General features: G+C 68.6%; 19 protein-coding genes. 7 read left to right on the forward strand and 12 right to left on the reverse strand.

The window, feature by feature from the left end:
* Positions 1-157: 157 nt before the first annotated feature.
* Positions 158-1081, forward strand: a complete 924-nt coding sequence (locus EYS42_RS07815) for a CPBP family intramembrane glutamic endopeptidase (protein WP_165456672.1) — start codon at positions 158-160, stop codon at positions 1079-1081.
* Positions 1082-1087: 6 nt separating this feature from the next.
* Here EYS42_RS07815 and EYS42_RS07820 read toward each other — a convergent pair whose 3' ends face one another.
* Genes EYS42_RS07820 through EYS42_RS07830 form a run of 3 tightly spaced genes read right to left on the reverse strand, consistent with a single transcriptional unit; the run spans position 1088 to position 2017 of the window.
* The gene (locus EYS42_RS07820) at positions 1088-1363 is read right to left on the reverse strand and encodes a hypothetical protein (protein WP_130967536.1); all 276 of its coding nucleotides are present in this window, start codon (positions 1361-1363) and stop codon (positions 1088-1090) included.
* 7 nt (positions 1364-1370) lie between these two features.
* Positions 1371-1616, reverse strand: a complete 246-nt coding sequence (locus EYS42_RS07825; protein ID WP_130967538.1) for a DUF3297 family protein — start codon at positions 1614-1616, stop codon at positions 1371-1373.
* Positions 1617-1636: 20 nt separating this feature from the next.
* A complete protein-coding gene (locus tag EYS42_RS07830) occupies positions 1637-2017 on the reverse strand; it encodes a RidA family protein (RefSeq protein ID WP_130967540.1) in 381 nt (126 codons plus the stop codon).
* 116 nt (positions 2018-2133) lie between these two features.
* Between EYS42_RS07830 and EYS42_RS07835 the strand changes: the two genes are divergently transcribed.
* The gene (locus EYS42_RS07835; RefSeq protein WP_130967541.1) at positions 2134-2757 is read left to right on the forward strand and encodes a methyltransferase domain-containing protein; all 624 of its coding nucleotides are present in this window, start codon (positions 2134-2136) and stop codon (positions 2755-2757) included.
* A 43-nt stretch (positions 2758-2800) separates the two neighbouring features.
* Here EYS42_RS07835 and EYS42_RS07840 read toward each other — a convergent pair whose 3' ends face one another.
* Entirely contained in the window at positions 2801-3445 is a 645-nt protein-coding gene (locus tag EYS42_RS07840) for a flavin reductase family protein (RefSeq protein ID WP_130967543.1), read from the reverse strand.
* A gap of 16 nt (positions 3446-3461) precedes the next feature.
* Positions 3462-4274 (reverse strand): hypothetical protein, encoded by an 813-nt coding sequence (locus EYS42_RS07845; RefSeq protein WP_130967545.1) that lies wholly within the window; start codon positions 4272-4274, stop codon positions 3462-3464.
* Positions 4275-4509: 235 nt separating this feature from the next.
* Between EYS42_RS07845 and EYS42_RS07850 the strand changes: the two genes are divergently transcribed.
* The gene (locus EYS42_RS07850; protein WP_130967547.1) at positions 4510-6546 is read left to right on the forward strand and encodes a CocE/NonD family hydrolase; all 2037 of its coding nucleotides are present in this window, start codon (positions 4510-4512) and stop codon (positions 6544-6546) included.
* Between the two features lie 15 nt (positions 6547-6561).
* Here the strand turns inward: EYS42_RS07850 and EYS42_RS07855 are convergent, their stop codons facing one another.
* A complete protein-coding gene (locus tag EYS42_RS07855) occupies positions 6562-8916 on the reverse strand; it encodes a heavy metal translocating P-type ATPase (RefSeq protein ID WP_245503559.1) in 2355 nt (784 codons plus the stop codon).
* Positions 8917-8972: 56 nt separating this feature from the next.
* Positions 8973-9668 (reverse strand): Crp/Fnr family transcriptional regulator, encoded by a 696-nt coding sequence (locus tag EYS42_RS07860; protein WP_130967550.1) that lies wholly within the window; start codon positions 9666-9668, stop codon positions 8973-8975.
* Positions 9669-9795: 127 nt separating this feature from the next.
* On the opposite strand from EYS42_RS07860, the gene EYS42_RS07865 reads away from it, so the two are divergent.
* A complete protein-coding gene (locus tag EYS42_RS07865; RefSeq protein ID WP_130967552.1) occupies positions 9796-10341 on the forward strand; it encodes an Mpo1 family 2-hydroxy fatty acid dioxygenase in 546 nt (181 codons plus the stop codon).
* Here the strand turns inward: EYS42_RS07865 and EYS42_RS07870 are convergent.
* Together EYS42_RS07870 and EYS42_RS07875 are read right to left on the reverse strand one after the other, a co-directional pair.
* On the reverse strand, positions 10331-11167 hold the full coding sequence (locus EYS42_RS07870) for an SDR family oxidoreductase (protein WP_130967554.1): 837 nt from the start codon (positions 11165-11167) through the stop codon (positions 10331-10333). The genes EYS42_RS07865 and EYS42_RS07870 overlap by 11 nt on opposite strands.
* Positions 11164-12138, reverse strand: coding sequence for a 3-hydroxyacyl-CoA dehydrogenase NAD-binding domain-containing protein (locus EYS42_RS07875; protein ID WP_207301133.1), 975 nt, complete (start codon positions 12136-12138; stop codon positions 11164-11166). Before EYS42_RS07875 ends, EYS42_RS07870 begins: the two co-directional genes overlap by 4 nt.
* Positions 12139-12270: 132 nt before the next feature.
* Here EYS42_RS07875 and EYS42_RS07880 point away from each other — a divergent pair, with 132 nt between their 5' ends.
* Complete coding sequence (locus EYS42_RS07880; protein WP_130967555.1) at positions 12271-12981, forward strand: TetR/AcrR family transcriptional regulator; 711 nt, start codon at positions 12271-12273, stop codon at positions 12979-12981.
* A gap of 5 nt (positions 12982-12986) precedes the next feature.
* Here the strand turns inward: EYS42_RS07880 and EYS42_RS07885 are convergent, their stop codons facing one another.
* Together EYS42_RS07885 and EYS42_RS07890 are read right to left on the reverse strand one after the other, a co-directional pair.
* Entirely contained in the window at positions 12987-13970 is a 984-nt protein-coding gene (locus tag EYS42_RS07885; protein WP_130967557.1) for an NAD-dependent epimerase/dehydratase family protein, read from the reverse strand.
* Position 13971: 1 nt separating this feature from the next.
* Positions 13972-14787, reverse strand: a complete 816-nt coding sequence (locus EYS42_RS07890) for an SDR family oxidoreductase (RefSeq protein WP_130967558.1) — start codon at positions 14785-14787, stop codon at positions 13972-13974.
* An 85-nt stretch (positions 14788-14872) separates the two neighbouring features.
* Here EYS42_RS07890 and EYS42_RS07895 point away from each other — a divergent pair, with 85 nt between their 5' ends.
* Both EYS42_RS07895 and EYS42_RS07900 read left to right on the forward strand, forming a co-directional pair.
* Complete coding sequence (locus tag EYS42_RS07895; RefSeq protein ID WP_130967560.1) at positions 14873-16015, forward strand: AraC family transcriptional regulator; 1143 nt, start codon at positions 14873-14875, stop codon at positions 16013-16015.
* 79 nt (positions 16016-16094) lie between these two features.
* Positions 16095-17384, forward strand: a complete 1290-nt coding sequence (locus EYS42_RS07900; protein ID WP_130967562.1) for a GGDEF domain-containing protein — start codon at positions 16095-16097, stop codon at positions 17382-17384.
* On the opposite strand, the gene EYS42_RS07905 is transcribed toward EYS42_RS07900, so the two are convergent.
* Positions 17317-17880, reverse strand: a complete 564-nt coding sequence (locus EYS42_RS07905) for a TetR/AcrR family transcriptional regulator (protein WP_130967564.1) — start codon at positions 17878-17880, stop codon at positions 17317-17319. The two genes, EYS42_RS07900 and EYS42_RS07905, sit on opposite strands and share 68 nt — an antisense overlap.
* Positions 17881-17946 lie beyond the last annotated feature (66 nt).

Below are 17946 nucleotides of genomic sequence, written 5' to 3' on the forward strand. Positions count from 1 at the left end.
CCAGGGGCAAGTGAATCGGCGCGATGCGGCGGGCTCATGGTCAGATCGGCAGGAACCCACCCGGGGGGGAAGGGGTCGACCGACATGGCACTCACGCGGGGCACAACGAAGAAGGCGCAGTGTATCGCAGGCCCTGCTTGTGTGTAGGCTTGCGGCCATGCCCGATTCCCTGAACCCGACCCTTCTGGTGCTGTCCCTGCACGTGGCCGCCTTGTGTCTGCTGTGGCGGCATGCGCGCGCCGCCACGCTCGTCTTGGCCTTGTCGATGGCAGTGGCCTGGCATGTCGGGCTGATGGACCTGCGTGGGGTGCTGTCCGCCGTGCTGGTGGGCAGCACCGTGCTGGCCGCCCGCCTGTGGACCGCCCATGACTGGCCGGCGCACGGGCTGGTGAGGTTGACCGCCGCGCTGACGTGCCTGGCACTGGCGCTGCACCTGCTGCCCGGTTTTCACAACCCCCGCTTGCTGGACCAGGTGCTGGTGCGCGAGGGGGCCACGCCCTTCACCCTGTACGCCAGCCTGGACAAGGCCCTGGCGGGCTGGATGCTGCTGGCGCTGGTGGGCCTGGGCTGGCGAGACCGTCAGGCACTGCGGGCGGGCCTGCGCGGCACGCTGGCCCCGGTGGTGCTGACCTGCACCGCAGTGATCGGCCTGGCCTGGGCCATGGGGCGGGTGCAATGGGAAGGCTGGGAGGGCCTGTGGCCCATGCCGCCGCAGGCCCCGCATGCAAGCTGGGTGTTCCTGGTGGTGAACCTGTTCATCACCTGTGTGGCCGAAGAAGCCTTCTTCCGGGGCTGGCTGCAGTCAAGCCTGCAGCGCGCACTGACCCGGGTGCAGCAAAGGCACGGGCCCGCAGGCACCCACGGCCTGTGGCAGGCGTTGCCCGGCCTGTGCGGGGCCCTGCTGTTCGGTCTGGCCCACGCGGCCGGTGGCGTCCAGCAGGTGGTGCTGGCCACGCTGGCCGGGCTGGGCTGTGCCTGGGCCTTTCACCGCACCGGAGGCAGCCTCGAGGCCGCGGTGCTGGTGCACTTTGCGCTCAATGCCCTGCACTTCCTGGCCTTCACCTACCCGGCTCTGGCCTGACACGGCTCAGGCCAGGGTCTTGGGGCCCTCGGGGCCTGGGGGGCCGCCGCGGTGCTGCTTCGACCAGCTGTAATCGGCCGGCAGCTCGCTGCTGACCCCGGGCTTGCTCACGCAATGGCCCAGCTCGGTGCTGATGGTCACGTGTGCATTGGCGGCCAGCCCCTGAGCATCGCGGTCTTTGCGACGCGCCTCGGCAAAGGCCAGCGCCTCTTTCAGCTGGGCATCGTCAAAGGGCTGCACATGGGGGCGCCCCTCGCACAGCCAGTACACGACGATGCTCATGCCAGCCTCACTTGTAGAAGGCTTCGACCTGGCCCTTGAGCTTGATCAGCAGGGCACGGCCCTTGCGATCGAGCGTCTTGCCGGCCGGCACCTTGATCCAGCCTTCGCTGACGCAGTATTCCTCGACGTCGAAACGTTCCTTGCCATTGAACTTGATGCCGATGTCATGCTGAAACACGGCGGCGTTGTAGGCAGCGTTGCGCGGGTCGATCGACAGGTGATCGGGCAGTTCGGGGCGGGTGGTGTCGTTCATGGGGCGAGATTGTCGCAGGATCAGGGCACGGTGCGAGCGGCGGTGACGATCACCTCGATGCGCCAGGCCGGGTTGACCAGAGGGGCCTGGAAGGTGGCACGCGGCGGTGCCGTGACGCCCGCGAACCAGGCCTCCCACACGGCGTTCATGGCGGGCACGTCGGCGATGTCGCGCACGATGCACTGGGCCATGAGGATGCGGCCTCGGTGGCTGCCCGCGCGCAGCAGCAGGGCATCGATCTGTTCGAGCACCTGACGGGTCTGCGTGGCCATGTCGGCCTCGGGGTCGGTAGGCACCTGTCCCGCCAGGTACACGGTGGGGCCGTGGATGGCCGCGTCCGAGTAACGTGGCTCGGGGTTCAGGTAGACGATGTCGGCGGGGGTGTGGGGCTCGGCGCTCATGGCCGCCATTGTGCGCCGAACCCCACACACGCCCTGCCGATCCGTGGGTGCGCACCATGATGGAGAGCCCAGCGGTCCGGACTAGGATACGGGGTCTGCATCTTTCTGCACCCACCATGGCCGGCCCCACCATCGACTTCTGGCAAGCACGCTTCGAAACCGGCCAGACCGGCTGGGACCGTGGCGGCCCTCACCCCCGTCTGCTGGCCTGGATCGCGCAGGGGTTGCCAGCAGGCTCGCGGGTGGCGGTGCCGGGCTGCGGCCGGGGCTGGGAAGTGGTGGCGCTGGCCCATGCCGGCCTGGATGTGACGGGGCTGGACTACACGCCCGCCGCTGTGGCTGAAGCCCAGGACAATCTGGCCCAGGCACTGGGCAGCACCCCCGCCCACGCGCGGATCGAGCGGGCCGATGTGCTCACGCACCAGCCGGCCAGGCCCTACGACGCGGTGCACGAGCAGACCTGCCTGTGCGCCCTGCACCCCGACCACTGGGTGGCCTACGCGGCACAGTTGCACCGCTGGCTGCGACCCGGCGGCACGCTGCATGCCCTGTTCATGCAGGCACCACGCGAGGCGGCCCTGCAGCAAGGCCGCATCGAAGGCCCGCCTTACCACTGCGACATCAACGCCATGCGGGCGCTGTTCCCCGACTCGCTGTGGGTGTGGCCGGCTCCGCCTTATGCGGCGGAGCCCCACCCCAACGGCATGCACGAGCTGGTGGTGCCCCTGATCCGGCGCTGATCCGGCGCTGATCCGGCGCTGATCCGGCGCTGATCCGGCGGCCTCAGGTGCTGCCGGGCCGGCTCATGTGGAAGTGGCCGCCCGGGCTCAAGGTGAAGTAATCACCCCCACCGCCGCCCCGCAGCACGGGCTGGGCCGACAGCGTGTGAAAGCGCCCGTCGGCCAGGGTGCTGCGGTGCAGGTGCACGCACACCACCTCGCCCAGCACCAGCCAGGTGGGCAGGGTGTCACCCTGGGCGGTCTGCAAGGGCACGATCTGCGTGACCCGGCACTCGAACTGCGCAGGGCTGAGCGCCACACGCCGCGCCTGCACATGGCGCGCAGGCAGCCAGTCCAGGCTGGCCAGCGCGAACTCGTCCACCTCGGGCGGCACGGCCGCGCAGCTGGTGTTCATGGCCTGGGCCAGCGGTTCACTCACCACGTTCCACACGAACTCGCCTGTGCGCTCGATGTTGCGCAGCGTGTCTTTCCGGCCCAGGCTGGCAAAACCCACGATGGGCGGCACGTAGTTGAAGGCGTTGCAGAAGCTGTAGGGCGCCAGGTTGTGGTGCCCCTGCCCGTCGTGCGTGGCGATCCAGCCGATCGGTCGCGGGGCGACGATGGCATTGAACGGGTCATGGGCCAGACCATGGCCCAGGCGGGGTTCGTACACATGCCAGTCAGAGGCCTGTGCGCCGACACCGCTCATGGGGGCGTCCATCGGGTCACCCATGGCCAGCCCCGAGCGTGCCAGGCGACCGGTACAGCACGGCGGCTGCATCGATGCGCTGCGCCATGGGCACCTGCGGGTCCTTCATCACCGCCAGCAGGAACTGCCGCGCGGCATCGCGGGCCTGGGTGTCCGATGCGCAGGCCGCCGCGGGCGTTGTGGCGTGCACGGCGGGCTCTCCAGGGTCTGCGGGGTCTGCGGTGCCAAGGCCGGGTTGCGGCTCTGGCTCGTGCTCAAGGGCCAGCACGGCCTCGAAGGCCCGAGGCTCGATGCGCGCCACCCGGGCCAGCAGGTCGGCCTGCCCTTCCGGGCTGGGTGGCAGGTCCAGCCAGGGGCTGCCTTCGAACACGGGCGCCAGGTCGCGCGCCACAAAGGCCGACCACACGTCACCGCCGGGCTGCGGGGCCGGAATGGCCGCCGGCACGGTCCCCGGGCCGGGCCAGGCGTTAGCAGCTGCGCTCACCGGCCTCAAGCGCTCGGCCGGCAAGGCCTGGGGCAACAGGGTGTGCAACAGCGTGCGCAAGGCCAGGGCACGGCGCGCGGCCGGTACAGCCGCCTCCAGCGACCACCACAGCTGGTACCCCTGCTGACCATCGATCGCGATGGCCGCTGCAGGCCAGTGCCATTCGTCTTGAGCGGCCGCCCACACCAGGGCCACATCGCTCCAGGGCACCTCGCGCCCGAAGCTCAGCACCAGCGCCCGGCCCGGTGTGTACAGGCGCGTCCATTCGGCCAGCAAGCGCCCAGCCAAGCCCTCGGGCGGCGCTGGCTCGGGGGGGCTTTCCACAGGAAGCATCTCGTGTGTCATGCCGTGCACTCTACGCGCTTCCCAAGGCCGCCACGACCTCAGGGGACAAGGCCATGCGAGCGGCGTCGGCAGGCGCCTCAGCGGCGGGCACGATCACGCACCCGAAGCACGCACAACCACCCCACGGTCAACGATGATCGATACAACACATGACGCCTCCTGCCAAGGGTCTGACCCAATGTGCGACACCCGAATTAAGTAGAGATCATTACCGTTTCCAACAAGAGGAGACGACATGAAACGATTCCGGTTTCTCGCCTCGGGCCTGAGCATGGCCTGCGCCGCCACCCTGCTGTCCTGGGGCACGGCCGCCCTGGCCCAGACCACCACGCTGGGCACCCGCAACAGCCTGAGCCAGCCCAACCCGGCGCTGGCGCCCACGGCCCAGCAGCGCTGGACGGCCTACAGCCGCGCCGAGAACCACCCGAACGCCGTCTCCCTGCCCCTGGAATTCATCACGCTCAAGTCGGGCAAGAAGATGGCCGTGCGCGTGTCGGTGCCGGCCGACTGGCTGGGCCGCCCGGTCAAGGGCAAGTTCCCCGCCATCCTCACCCAGACCGCCTACCGCATCGACGTGGGGCAGATTCTGGGCAATGTGGCCAGCAAGGACACCACCTTGCTGATCGGTGGCCTGGACAAGTTCATGATCCAGCGCGGCTACATCTCGGTGGCCGTGGACGTGTGGGGCACCGGCATGACCGGTGGCGTGACCGCCCTGATCGGCGAAGAAGAGCAGGCGGCCTACCAGGAAGCGCTCGACTGGGTGACCCGCCAGCCCTGGTACAACGGCAAGGTGGGCCTGGCCGGCACCTCGTACCTGGGCATCACCTCGCTGCTCACCGCCAGCAAGGGCCACCCGGCCGTGCAGGCCGTGTTTGCCGAGGTGCCCATGGGCGACCCCTTCCGCGGCACGGTGGGCACGGGCGGCCTGCTCAACCCCCTGTTCCTGGGCAAGTGGCTCACCCTCACGCAAGCCCTGTCGGTGCAGAACGGACCGGCCGCCTTGCTGCACCCCTGGTACGCCAGCACCATCAACGCGGCCACGCGCGACCACGAAGCGGCCATCGACCGCTTCTACAACCCCACCTGGGACGCCGGCACGCAAGGCCAGGTGGGCATTGCCACCGACGACGGCACCTTCTGGTCGGTGCGCTCCCCGCTGGAAGTGGCCGCCCAGATCAAGGCGCCCACCTTCATCGTGGGCTCGAACCTCGACATCTTCCAGCGCGACGAGCCCCTGCTGTACGAACAGCTCAAGAACCGGGTGGACACCAAGCTGCTGATCGTGCCGGGCGCCCACCTGCAGGCGGTGCTCAATGCGCAGAAGGACACCACGGCGCAAGGCGGTGCACCAGGCTCATCGGCCCTGCTGCTGCAGTGGTTCGACCAGTACCTCAAGGGCATCGACACCGGCGTGAAGGCCATGCCGCGCGTCACGCAATTTGTCGACGGCTACGGCACGGACAGCAGCCCGCGCTTTGCCACCGCAGCCGACTGGCCGCACCCGCAAATGAGCCCGCAGCGCTGGTACCTGCGCGCCGACCACCGCCTCAGCACGCAGGCGCCACAGGGCATGGAGGCCAACCACGCCATCCCTGAACCCGCCGCGCCCAAGGTGTCTCGCAGCCAGCTGGGCAATTTGTGGAGCGGCAAGGTCGAGATCAACGACGGCAGCGACTGCTCGAACAGCCACGTGCAGTGGACCCTGGGCATGGCCAGCCTGCTGGGCAGCAAGCCCTGCTACACCGACAGCCGCACCGTGGAGGCCGCACAGCAGGCCGTGGTGTACGAGACCGAGCCCCTCGCGCAAGACCTCTACCTCAATGGCCCCATCCAGGCCGATGTGTGGATGTCGGCCACCCGCTCGCAGGCGGCCCTGTCGGTGCGTGTGGACGTGGTGGACGCCACCGGCAAGGCCCGCACGATCACGCATGGGCTGATGTCGGCGGCCTATCGCGCGGTCGATGCCAGCCGTTCGCGCCAGGTGCAGGGCGTGATGATCCAGCCCTGGCACCCCTTCACGGCCGCCTCGTCGCAACCGCTGCAGGCCGGCCAGCCCGTGCTGGTGCCCGTGGAAGTGTTCCCCACCGCCGCACTGGTCAAGGCTGGCCAGAAGCTGCGCGTGGCCATCAGCGCCAGCAACCAGGCGCAGGGCGTGTGGACGCTCGACCGCCAGACCCAGGCCGACGGCAATGTCAGCACGATCTACAGCGACGTGCTGCGCCCCTCCAGCATCGTGCTGCCGGTGGTGCCCCGCCAGGCGCTGAACTGATGGGCGGGCGGCGGCTCAGCGAGGGCCGCTGCCTTTCCAGCGCCGCAGCAGCAACGCATTGCTGACCACGCTGACACTGCTGAAGGCCATGGCCGCACCGGCCATGACCGGGCTCAGCATGCCGAGTGCGGCCAATGGAATGCCCAGCACGTTGTAGGCAAAGGCCCAGAACAGGCCTTGCCTGATCTTCTGGTGCGTGCGCCGCGAGATGTCGATGGCATCGGCCACCAGGCGCACATCGCCACGCATCAGGGTGATGCCGGCGGCCTCCATGGCCACGTCGGTGCCGGTGGACATGCTCAGGCCCACGTCGGCGGCCACCAGGCTGGGGGCATCGTTCAGGCCGTCACCCACCATGGCCACCACCTGCCCCTGTTGCCGCAAGGCGGTGATGACATCGGCCTTGTCACCGGGCAGCAGCTCGGCCTGCACCTCGTCCAGCCCCAGCTGGCGGCCCACGGCCAGGCCACTGCCCCGGTTGTCACCCGTGAGCATCACGGTGCGCAGGCCCAGTGCCTTGAGACGGGCCACGGCGTCGGCGGCTTCAGGCTTGAGTGCATCACCAAAGGCCAGCAGACCGATCACCTCGGGCGGCGCGCTGGACATGGCGCTGTCACTGGCGCCTGGCTGGCCCGTGCGGCGCACCAGCCACGACACGCTGCAGCCCTCGGCCTGCCACGCCTCGGCCAGGGCGGCCAGCGGGCCCGGCTCGGCCTGCAGTTCGCGCAGCCAGCGGGCACTGCCCAGGCCCCACCAGGCGCGTTGACCCTGCACCGTGGCCAGGCCCTGCACGCCTCGCCCTGGCACGGCCTGCCCGTCGTCCAGCGGCGGCACCTCGGTGTGCTGCGCCTGGGCACGGGTGCGCACGGCCCGGGCCAACGGGTGGTCGCTGTGCTGCTGCAAGGCAGCTGCGGCCTGCAGCACCTCGCCCTCGTCATGGCCGGCCGCGGCCGCCAGATGCACCACCGCCGGCTGGCCCACCGTGAGGGTGCCGGTCTTGTCGAAGGCCACCGTGGTCACGCGGTGGGCCTGCTCCAGCGCCGCCACGTCCTTGATGAGGATGCCCTGGCGGGCGGCCGCCCCGGTGCCCACCATGATGGCGGTGGGCGTGGCCAGGCCCAGCGCACAGGGGCACGCGATCACCATGACCGTGACGGCATGGATGAGCGCGGCCTCCAGCCCGGCACCCTGCCAGGCCCAGGCCAGGCCGGTCAGCACGGCCACACCCAGCACCACCGGCACGAACACGGCGCTGACCTGATCGACCAGGCGCTGGATGGGTGCCTTGGCCATCTGTGCGTTCTCGACCATGCGGATGATGCGCGCCAGCGTGGTCTCGGCCCCCACGGAATCGGTGCGCACCACCAGCACGCCCTCGCCGTTGATGGCGCCGCCCGTGACATGGGCGCCCACCTCGCGCAGCACCGGCAGGCTCTCGCCGGTGATCAGGGACTCATCGACGTGGCTGCGGCCCTCCAGCACGCGGCCATCGACCGGCAGGCGCTCACCGGGGCGCACCACCACCACATCGCCCACGGCCACCTGGGCCACCGGCACCTCCAGTTCCTGCGCAGCGGCACCGGTGCCCACGCGCACGCGGGCCAGCCCCGGGCGCAAGGCCTGCAGCGCACGGATGGCGTCGGTGGTCTGACGCCGGGCTCGGGCCTCCAGCCACTTGCCCAGCAGCACCAGCGTGATCACCGAGGCCGAGGCCTCGAAGTACAGGTGGAGCGCTCCCCCATGGGCGCCATGGCCCGGGTGCCCTGCCTGCTGCGCCTGCCCGTGCCGCCACCACAGCCACAGCGACAGCCCGTAGGCGGCCAAGGTGCCCAGCGACACCAGCAGGTCCATGTTGCCGCTGCCGTTGCGCAGCGCCTTGAAGCCCGCCACATGAAACCGCAGCCCGAAGCCCAGCAGCACCGGCGTGGCCAGCACGAACTGCCACCACGGCGAAGGCATCCAGTGCAGGCCCAGAGGCCACAGCAGCATGGGCCCCACCATGGGCAGGGTCAGCAAGGCGCTGGCCAGCACGGGAGCCCATTCGGGCCAGCCGGGGCCCGGTGTCGCGGCCGAACCGGCCGCATCGGCCGCATCGGCACCGAGCTCATCCGGCACCACGCGCGCTTCGTAGCCGGCCTTGACCACGGCCGCGGCCAGGGTGGCGAAACTCACCCCCGCAGTGGCCTGCACCTGGGCCCGCTCGGTGGCCGGGTTCACCGAAGCACTCTGCACCCCGGGCACCTTCTTGAGCGCCTTCTCCACACGGGCCACGCAAGCGGTGCAGGTCATGCCGCCGATCTGCAGCTGCAGGGTGTGGAGGTCGGCCGATGCGGACCCATCCGGCGAAGAGGCTGTGGCGGTGTGGCTCATGGGCCGAGTGTGCCGCATGCCCATGCAAGGCGCATGGAGCCAGCGCAGTGGCCCTGTCAGCGACGATCCGGTCGCGACAGGCCCTGCAGGTCCAGGATCTCGACCCCACCCCGCAAACGGCGGATCAACCCCTCGGCCTCCAGCGTCTTGAGCGACTGGTTGACGGTCTGCCGCGTCAGGGCCAGCATCAGCCCCAGCTGCTCCTGCGACACCTGCACCACACGGTGGCTCTGCCCGGCCAATGCACCATGCCCTGTGGCCATGACGGCCAGGCGGCGCGCCACACGGGCTGTCGCCGACAGCAGGGCTGTCTCTTCCAGCCCGCGGAACAGCTCGCGCAGCTTGCGCGTCAGCAGCCGACCCAGGTGCGGCCAGTGCGCAGGCTCGGCCTGCAACAGGGCCACCAAAGGGCCTTGTGGGATCTGCATCAGCAGGGCATCGGTTTCGGCCCAGGCATCGTGTGTGCGGGGTTCGTGGTCGAACAGGGCGATCTCGCCGAACCAGTGGGGTGGCTCCAGCAGGGCCAGCAGCACCTCGTCACCGTCATGCGAAATGCCCGTGATGCGCACCGCGCCGCGGCACACCAGGTACAGGCCGTCGGGCGCATCACCGCGGGCGAACAGGCGCTGCCCGGCCGACAGGCTGCGCGGCACCGCCATGGCCTGCAAGGCCTGCCGCAAGCCGGGCGGCAGCGAGGCCCACCAGGCATCGGCTTTCGGGCCAGGCCAGACATTCGTCACGTCACCGTTCATCAGGGATGTCCCTCAGGGGCAGGGCGGGTCTTGTGTCGGGTGGCTGACACCCGCATCATGCAGATCAGGGGAGGATCATGCCATCGCGCTGCCCTGCAGCCGCACCACCTTGCGTCTGGAGCCCTCCATGAAGTCCCTGCACGACCAGCTGGCCAACTACGCCGCCTACCACCGCGACGCCCGCAACATCGCCACGCATTTCGTGGGCATCCCCATGATCGTGCTGGCCGTGGTGACCCTGCTGTCACGCCCCTGGGTGGCCGTGGCCATGCCCGGCAGCACCCACACCCTGGCCCTGAGCCCGGCCCTGCTGTGCGCACTGGCCAGCGCGGCGTACTACCTGCGGCTGGACCTGCGCCTGGGGCTGTTGATGAGCCTGCTGCTGGCCGCGGCCCTGCAGGTGGGCCACCAGCTGACGGTGCTGCCCACCGGGGCATGGCTGGGCTGGGGCCTGGGGCTGTTCTTCGTGGGCTGGGTGTTCCAGTTCGTGGGCCACTACTGGGAGGGCCGCAAGCCGGCCTTTGTCGACGACCTGATCGGCCTGATCATCGGCCCGCTGTTCGTGGTCACCGAAGCGCTGTTCATGCTCGGGCTGCTGCCCACGCTCCGCCAGCGCATCGAAGCCCAGGTCGGGCCCGTGCGCCGTGGCGGTTCGTCGGCGCTCAGCGCTTGACCCGGTCCAGCTGAAACTTCTTCTGCAGGATGCGGTCGAGGGTGCGCACCGGCACCCATTGCTTGAGGAAAGGCAGCAGGCGGCTCTTCTCGCCCAGGCGGATGATGGGCGGCACATCGGCGGCCAGCAGCCGCTCGACCAGCAGGCGCGCAAAGGTGTCGGCCGGCATGGCCTGGCTCTGGCTTTCGTTGGCACGCGCCAGCACCCCGGCCTTGACCTCCTGGAAGGGTGAGTCGGGCGCCAGGTGCACCTGGCTGGTGGCGTTCTGCCCGAACGACGACTGGATGCCGCCCGGTTGCACGGTCACGACCTTCACACCGAAAGGCCCGACCTCCATGCGCAAGGCGTCAGAGGCCGCATTGAAGGCCGCCTTGCTGGCGCAGTAAGGGCCGGCAAACGGCGTGGTCATCACACCCGACACGCTGCTGATGTTGACCACCAGGCCCTGCCTGCGCGCGATCATGCCGGGCAGCACGGCGCGAGCCAGGGCCATGGGTGCAAACAGGTTCACGTCGAACTGGCGTTGCCACTCGCTGGCCGGAATGTCCAGCATGGGGCCCATGGCGCCATAGCCGGCGTTGTTCACCAGCGTGTCCACGTGCAGACCTTCGGCCTGCAGTTGCACCAGCAGCGCCTGAACCGCGGCCGGGTCGGTCACATCGAGCGCTCGCGTGATCAGCCCCTCGGCCTTGAGCGGCGCCAGGGTGTCCAGGCGGCGCGCGGTGGCACACACCTGCAGGCCGCGGGCATGGAAGGCGCGGGCCAGGGCCTGGCCGATGCCGGAGCCACAACCGGTGATCAGCACCACGGCAGAAGACGAACTCATGGGGACTCCTCAGACGACAACTTGGACGAAGGCTCGGCGGCAGGCCGCAAGGCCCGCAACACGGCATTTTGCTGTGCATCGCGTCGGGCCGACAGCACCTCGATGCTGTCACGCCCATAGCTGTGCAGCACCTCGTCGGCCAGCGCTTCGCGAGCACCTCGGGTCAGCAGCACCGGACGCAAGCGCATGTGCAGCCACAGCAACTGCAAGCCACCAGCGAACTGCCGGAAAAAACCCTGGATGCCGCCGGGCCCACCGCCCAGGTGGGCCGACAGGAAAGGCCCACCCACAGCCCAGCGCGGGCCCAGCGACTGGGTCACGGCCACATCGAGGTCTTCGGCCGACACCACACCCTGGCGCACCAGCGACACGCTTTCGCGGATCACGGCCGCCTGAATGCGGTTGGCGACAAAACCCGGGATCTCCTTGCGAAGCACCACCACCCGTTTGCCCAGGCTCTCGTAGAACACGCGGGCGCGCTGCAAGATGTCGGGCGCCGTGCGCTTGCCAGGCACCAGCTCCACCAGCGGGATCAGGTGCGGCGGATTGAACGGATGGGCAATCAGCATGCGCTCCGGGGTGCGCATGCGCGTGGCCTGCATGCTGGCCGTGATGCCGGAACTGGACGAGGCCAGCACCGCATCGGCACGGCACAGCGACTCCACCTCGGCCCACAGCTGTTGCTTGAAACCCAGACGCTCTGGCCCGCATTCCTGCACCCAGTCGGCCAGACGAACGGCCGATGCCAGCGTGGGCTCCACGCGCAAGCGCGGCGTTTCCGGGTCCAGCGAGAGACCCAGGGCCTCAAGGCTGGGCTGCACCTGTCGCAGCACCTGGCGGACACGCAACTCCACATCAGGTGCCACATCGTGCACGACCACCTGGTGTCCGTGGGCCAGGAACAAAGCGGCCCAGGAGGCGCCGATCAGTCCCCCACCGATCACCGTGATGCACAGCGATGGTGGCGGCAAGCAAGTGTGATCAACCGGCACAGGCTCTCCCGTCAGGACTGGAATCGATAATTATCGTACACATTCATCACGAATATCAAACCGCGTGCCCGCAGGTGATGCGGCACAGGGCACTGCCCCGATAATTGCCACATGCCTCATGTGCCACACCCAGCCGAGCCCGCGCCCAAGCGCGGACGCGGGCGCCCACCACGGTCGGCCGCAGAAACCGAAGCCATTCGACTGCAGATCCAGCAGGCTGCGGCGCAGGTGTTTGGCGAACACGGTTACCACGGGGTGTCGGTCGAACTGATCCTGCAGGCCTGCGGGCTCTCCCGCCCCACGTTTTACCGCTATTTCCCCAACGCCGATGCGGTGATCGACCGCGTGCTCAAGGAAGCCAACGATGCGCTGATCCACGACGTGGTGACCGCCATCCGCAAGGCCGCCCTGCCCATGGACAAGGTGGAAGCGGGGCTGCTGGCCTGGCGCGACTGGGGTGCCCGTCAAGGCCCGCTGCTCAAGGCCATCTTCGCAGAGATCCACGATGTGCACTCGCCCGCCGCCGCACACCGTCAACGCGTGCTGCAGGCACTGGAAGCCGAGCTGAATGCCACCATGGTGGTGCTGGGGCGCCCCCCCTTCGACCCCCTTCAGATCGCAACCTTCGTGATCGGTGTGGAGTACCTGGGCTACTGTTACCACTTCGGGCCCGAAGGCGCCTCCGATGCGGCATGGCAACGCACCCGATCGACCATGCTGCGCCTGGCCCTGGGGCTGCTGGGTGGTCCCATGGAGTGGGCCCACGCACCGCAACTGGCGGCACTGATGCGCATCCAGCTCGACGGCCCCGACGCAGCCTGAGCCCCTCAGAGCCCCCGTTGGCGAATGTCCTGGGCGATCGCCTCCAGGGCCTGTGCATGCCCCACACGCGGACGCCAGCCCAAGGCGCGCGCCGCACCGGTCGGGAACTCGTTGGGCCAGGCAATCAGGTTCAGCGCTTCGCGTGTGACCGGCGGGCGACGGCCAGGCCGGCAACGGCGCCACACACCTTCGGTGAGATCGGCGCCAAGGTACGCCAGCCACCGAGGCACCGAGCGCGGCGCCGGCGCGCCCAGCAACCGGGCCAGGTCATGGAAGTGGTCGGCCCAGGTGTGAGGCAAGTCGTCTTCGATGTTGAATGCCCGCCCCACCGCCTCGGCCGATGTGGCCGCCAGGCACAGGAAATCGGCCACGTTGTCCACCACCGTGAGGCCGGCACGCACCCGGCCGCCACCGATCAGGGCCGGCATGCCTTGCCGCAGCGCCTGGCAAGCGTCGGTCACCCAGGGCCCACACCCTGGCCCGATGATGTTGGCCGGGCGCACCACCACCACCTCGCCACCTTCGGCCTGAAAGCGCCAGGCCAGTTGCTCCTGCATCTGCTTGGCGCGGCTGTAAGGCCCCTGGTGCCGACCAGGGGGCGTGCCTTCCGGGCAAGGCCCTCGCTGGATGGCATCGCCATAAGCGCAGATGCTGGTGGTCAGCACCAGCCGGGCCTGCTGGCGACGGGCCAGCTCGATCACACGGGCCGTACCCCCCACCGTCACACGCTCGTGCTCGGCGTACGACGCACCATCACCCACCAGCGCCGCCAGGTGAAAGATCACCTGACAGCCTTGTCCAGCCGCCTCCACATCGGCCGCGATCGTGATGTCGCCACGGAACACGCGCACGTCAGACCCCCATTGGTGCGGAGTGGCCTCATGGGGCAAGGCCAGCACATGCACAGGGGCCACGCCCCTTGCCAGCAAGGCCTGCACCAGGTGTCGTCCCAGGAAGCCGGCGCCGCCGGTGACCAGCACAGGTCCCATTTCAATACCCCGCCATGCGGGCCGTGACCCACCGGTTGACAAATCCAGGCGACAAGCGCGCCGCCCAGGCGAACAAGGCGGTCTGCCAGCCCACCGTCACATGCACGGTGGTGGCCGATTGCGGTGAGGACGCCAGGCGCCAGACCCGATCGGCCACATCGTCTGCGCTGAGCCGCACACCCAGGGTGCGCACGGTCTGCATGCGGGCCACGTCCTCACGCACCATGGCCGTGTCCACGAAAAGGGGCAGCACATCGAACACCCGGATGCCCTGCGCTCGCCACTCGATGTCGAGCGCCTCGGTCAGGCTGCGCACGGCCGCCTTGGTGGCCGAATAACTGCTCAACATGGGCTGACCGTGCAGGGCCGAGGCCGAGCACATGTTGATCACACGGCTGCCTGGTGTCTGGCGCAGGTGGCGATGGGCCGCATGACAGCCCAGCACCACACCCTTGACGTTCACGTCGATCACGGCAAGGTGCCGGCCGGCCGGGGTCTCCTCAAAGGGCGCGGTGGCCGAGATGCCGGCGTTGTTGAACAGCAGGTCAAGCCGGCCCTGGGTGTGGGCGCAGAAGGCATCCAGGGCCTGCTGCCAGGCCTGGGCATCGGTGACATCCAGGCGGCAGGACCACACGCGCCCAGGCTCGACGCCTGGCTGTGCGAGCAGGCATTGCACCAGCTCGGCCAGGCCCGGGGTGTCCACATCGGCCAGCCCCACGCACCAGCCTTCCCGCGCAAAGCGCAAAGCGGTGGCCCGCCCGATGCCGGCGGCTGCCCCCGTGATGAACACGCTGGGCACGAAGGTGGAACTGCGCATGGGAACTCCTTGGTCAGGCCAGCACCTTATCGCGTGGAGGTTGCACACCTGTTGACAGTTTCTGCCATGAACTTGACAATTTCTCATGCCAGCCTGGAATGCTTCAGACACTTCACAGCCCGGCGCCGCCGCTGCACGGTGGCCTGGCCGCACCAGCCTGAGCACCGCCGCCCTGATGCGGCTGGTGCAGCGAGACACCGTGCACGGCACATTGCCACGGGCCCTCCTGGTGGTGCTGGCCGAACACCTTCACGCCCGTGGCCTGCCCGCCAGCCCCCTGATCGACGCCGACTTGTGGCCCCTCGAGCAAGAGCCCTTGGGGCGCTTGCCGGTCGAGCGCTTCTGCCGGCTGCTGACACGGGCGGCCTTGCGCCTGCAGGACGAACACCTGGGGCTGCAGCTGGGGCAATCGATGCAGGTGCACCAGCTGGGCGCGCTGGGCTACCTGCTGCAAGCCAGTGCCCGACTGGGTGATGCCCTGCTGCAGGTGCAGCAATACCACCGCCTGCTGCATGACCTCAACCCCATCGAAGCACGGGTCAGCGGCGACCGCTTCATGCTGTGCTGGGGCGTGGCCCATGGCCGCCCCGGGCCGCTGTTCGACGAAGCTGGCGTGGCGGGCATCGTGTCGCTGGGGCGTCGGCTGTGCCAGCAGCCCCCCAGGCTGTTGTCGGTCGATTTCGTGAACCCGCCGCCCACCGATGCAGGCCCTCACCAGGCCTTCTTCCAGTGCCCTGTGCGCTGGGCCCAGGCCGAGACCCGCATCGTGCTGCCATTGGCCGACCTGGACCAGCCATTGCGCCAGGCCGACGCGCGCTTGCAGGCCCTCATGAGTCACCAGCTGGCGCCTGCACTGGCCACGCTGGGCCAGGCCGAGGACCTGAGCGCGCGCATCCGGCCGGTGGTGGTGCATCTGGCACGGCAGGGCTTGCCCACCCTGCCTGCGGTGGCTGCCGCCCTGAAGTGCTCCCCTCGCGCACTGGAGCGGCGCCTGAAAGCGCAGGGGCTGGGCTTTCGCACCTTGATGGCCGACACCTTGCGTGACGAAGCCATCCGGTTGCTGGGCAACCCGGCCTTGTCCGTGGCACGGGCTGGCGAATTGCTGGGCTACTCGGAGTGCAGCGCCTTCACACGGGCCTTCAAGGCCTGGACGGGTCTGGGCCCCAGCGCGTGGCGCGAACAGGCCGAGTCCCGACAATCCTCAATCGACGCGAACCTGACAAACTGAAAACCGCGACGGGTTAGCCCTAATGCAGATGTCTGTCAAAGCATTTGTCATACACACAAAGGCCAATCAAGGAGTGTGAATGACGTGGGAGACCGTCCAAGAGCCTGCCGCCCTCAGTCTGTCGTCGCTGCGACTGCTCAGGGTCCCGACCTCGTTGTTGCCGCTGTACCGCATCTACTGCATCGGCGAAGTCCGTGAGCTGATCCACCGATGGTGGTTTCTTTTCTGCCTGGTCATTGCCTCGCTCAATCTCATGGCTTTTGGCACCCTGACGCATCCCTTTGGGACGGCCTATCAACCGGTGCTGATGTCGGCGCTGTCGACCACGGTCCTGAACATGGGCGCACTGGCTTTTTCCTTCCGCCCGGTCGCGCAAGTGCACTGGAACCGTTGGGTGCCCGCGGTGTTCGCCATCACGGTGTTCCTGCAAATCTCCTGCAACCTGGCCGTTGATGCCGCAGACCCAGGGCATCTGGTGTTTGCCATCCAAATCACGGTGATCACCTGCCTGATCGGCCTGTACGTGCTTCAACTGCGCGTGCGGGCCACGGTGCTGGCGGCCATCGGCGGGGGGATGGCTTTCATGCCAACCGCAGTGTCGACTGCATCCAATGCCTACTGGGCATTCCTCGTGAGTTATGCGTCGGTGTGCACGATCCTGGTGATCTGCAGCGCCGTGCGCGACGAGCGCCGACGCGTGACCTTCATGCTGGCGGTCACCCTGAGCCAACAGAACGCACGCATGAAACAGATCAACCGCGTGCTGGAGGTTCAGGCGCTGCGTGATCCGCTGACTTTGCTTCGTAACCGCCGTGCCTTCGAAGAGCAGCTGCACCAGGAATGGGTACGGGCCATGCGGCAGGCCACGCCGCTGTCCGTGCTGATGATCGACATCGACCATTTCAAACAGTACAACGACCACGCCGGTCATCCAGCAGGTGACCGATGCCTGCTGACCGTGGCCACGGCCTTGTCGGAAACCATTCGCCGACCAGGAGACTGCGTCGCACGCTATGGCGGCGAAGAGTTCGTGGCCTTGCTGCCGAACACCGATGCAGAGGGTGCGCTTCATGTGGCGCAGCAATGCTTGCAGAAGATCGATGACCTGGCACTGCCTCATCCAGGGCTGGAGCAGGGTGCGCGCGTGAGCCTCAGCATCGGCTGCGCCTCCACATGGCCCGAGTTTCATCGGGATCGACAGGCACTGGTGAAATGGGCCGATGAGGCGCTGTATGTCGCCAAGAACAACGGCAGGCATCAAGTGGCGCAAGCGCCCAGCCGGACATCGCGCCCGAAGCAGCTCACCGCATCAGCGCCCGCAGCATGTCCAGGCAGGCTTGGCGATCCAGGGACTGATCTGGCTCGTTGAGCGTGCTCATCAGAAGGCCGTCCACCGCCATCACCACCCAGGCGGCACGGCGCTGTGGGGCATCGACCCCCGCGCGTTTCAGAGCGGCCACCGTGGCTACCACAAAACCCTGGCGCAACTGATGCAAGGTGCAGGCCAGCTCAGGCTCAGCCGCTGAGATCAGGATCAGTTCGAAGCGGGCGCGCAGATGTGCCCTCCGATCAGCCTGGGCCCAGGCCACCACCCGTGTGGCCACCGTCTGCAGGAAGCCTTCCAGGCTGGCGTCTTTCGCCGACCATTGCCGACCGTCGGCCTTCAGATCGGCCATGTCCAGTGCCGCATGACGCTCCACCGCCAGCTTCAGCAGCTCCAGCCGGGTTCGGCAATAAAACGAGGTGGATCCGTTCGGCAAGCCAGCCTGAGCGTCCACCGCGCGGTGGGTCAGGCCTTTGGCGCCCCCCATGCCCAGCAGGTGCAAGGCGGCATCGGCGATCAGTGTCTTGCGGTCGGTGTCCATGGCCCGATTGTGCCCAAGGCATGCCCTTCCTGAAGCCCCACTTGCTAAGCTCTACATTTGTAGAGT

The organism is Aquabacterium lacunae (genome assembly GCF_004310865.1).
GTDB classification, from domain to species: Bacteria; Pseudomonadota; Gammaproteobacteria; order Burkholderiales; family Burkholderiaceae_C; genus Aquabacterium; species Aquabacterium lacunae.

Bases quoted from the DNA above. Each gene is read 5' to 3' on its own strand.
- EYS42_RS07900 (WP_130967562.1), top strand. From the start codon at position 16,095: ATGACGTGGGAGACCGTCCAAGAGCCTGCCGCCCTCAGTCTGTCGTCG.
- EYS42_RS07855 (WP_245503559.1), bottom strand. From the start codon at position 8,916: ATGAGCCACACCGCCACAGCCTCTTCGCCGGATGGGTCCGCATCGGCC.
- EYS42_RS07840 (WP_130967543.1), bottom strand. From the start codon at position 3,445: ATGAGCGGTGTCGGCGCACAGGCCTCTGACTGGCATGTGTACGAACCC.
- EYS42_RS07860 (WP_130967550.1), bottom strand. From the start codon at position 9,668: ATGAACGGTGACGTGACGAATGTCTGGCCTGGCCCGAAAGCCGATGCC.
- EYS42_RS07830 (WP_130967540.1), bottom strand. From the start codon at position 2,017: ATGAGCGCCGAGCCCCACACCCCCGCCGACATCGTCTACCTGAACCCC.
- EYS42_RS07845 (WP_130967545.1), bottom strand. From the start codon at position 4,274: ATGACACACGAGATGCTTCCTGTGGAAAGCCCCCCCGAGCCAGCGCCG.
- EYS42_RS07835 (WP_130967541.1), top strand. From the start codon at position 2,134: ATGGCCGGCCCCACCATCGACTTCTGGCAAGCACGCTTCGAAACCGGC.
- EYS42_RS07885 (WP_130967557.1), bottom strand. From the start codon at position 13,970: ATGGGACCTGTGCTGGTCACCGGCGGCGCCGGCTTCCTGGGACGACAC.
- EYS42_RS07850 (WP_130967547.1), top strand. From the start codon at position 4,510: ATGAAACGATTCCGGTTTCTCGCCTCGGGCCTGAGCATGGCCTGCGCC.
- EYS42_RS07895 (WP_130967560.1), top strand. From the start codon at position 14,873: ATGCCAGCCTGGAATGCTTCAGACACTTCACAGCCCGGCGCCGCCGCT.
- EYS42_RS07820 (WP_130967536.1), bottom strand. From the start codon at position 1,363: ATGAGCATCGTCGTGTACTGGCTGTGCGAGGGGCGCCCCCATGTGCAG.
- EYS42_RS07870 (WP_130967554.1), bottom strand. From the start codon at position 11,167: ATGAGTTCGTCTTCTGCCGTGGTGCTGATCACCGGTTGTGGCTCCGGC.
- EYS42_RS07815 (WP_165456672.1), top strand. From the start codon at position 158: ATGCCCGATTCCCTGAACCCGACCCTTCTGGTGCTGTCCCTGCACGTG.
- EYS42_RS07890 (WP_130967558.1), bottom strand. From the start codon at position 14,787: ATGCGCAGTTCCACCTTCGTGCCCAGCGTGTTCATCACGGGGGCAGCC.
- EYS42_RS07880 (WP_130967555.1), top strand. From the start codon at position 12,271: ATGCCTCATGTGCCACACCCAGCCGAGCCCGCGCCCAAGCGCGGACGC.
- EYS42_RS07865 (WP_130967552.1), top strand. From the start codon at position 9,796: ATGAAGTCCCTGCACGACCAGCTGGCCAACTACGCCGCCTACCACCGC.
- EYS42_RS07825 (WP_130967538.1), bottom strand. From the start codon at position 1,616: ATGAACGACACCACCCGCCCCGAACTGCCCGATCACCTGTCGATCGAC.
- EYS42_RS07905 (WP_130967564.1), bottom strand. From the start codon at position 17,880: ATGGACACCGACCGCAAGACACTGATCGCCGATGCCGCCTTGCACCTG.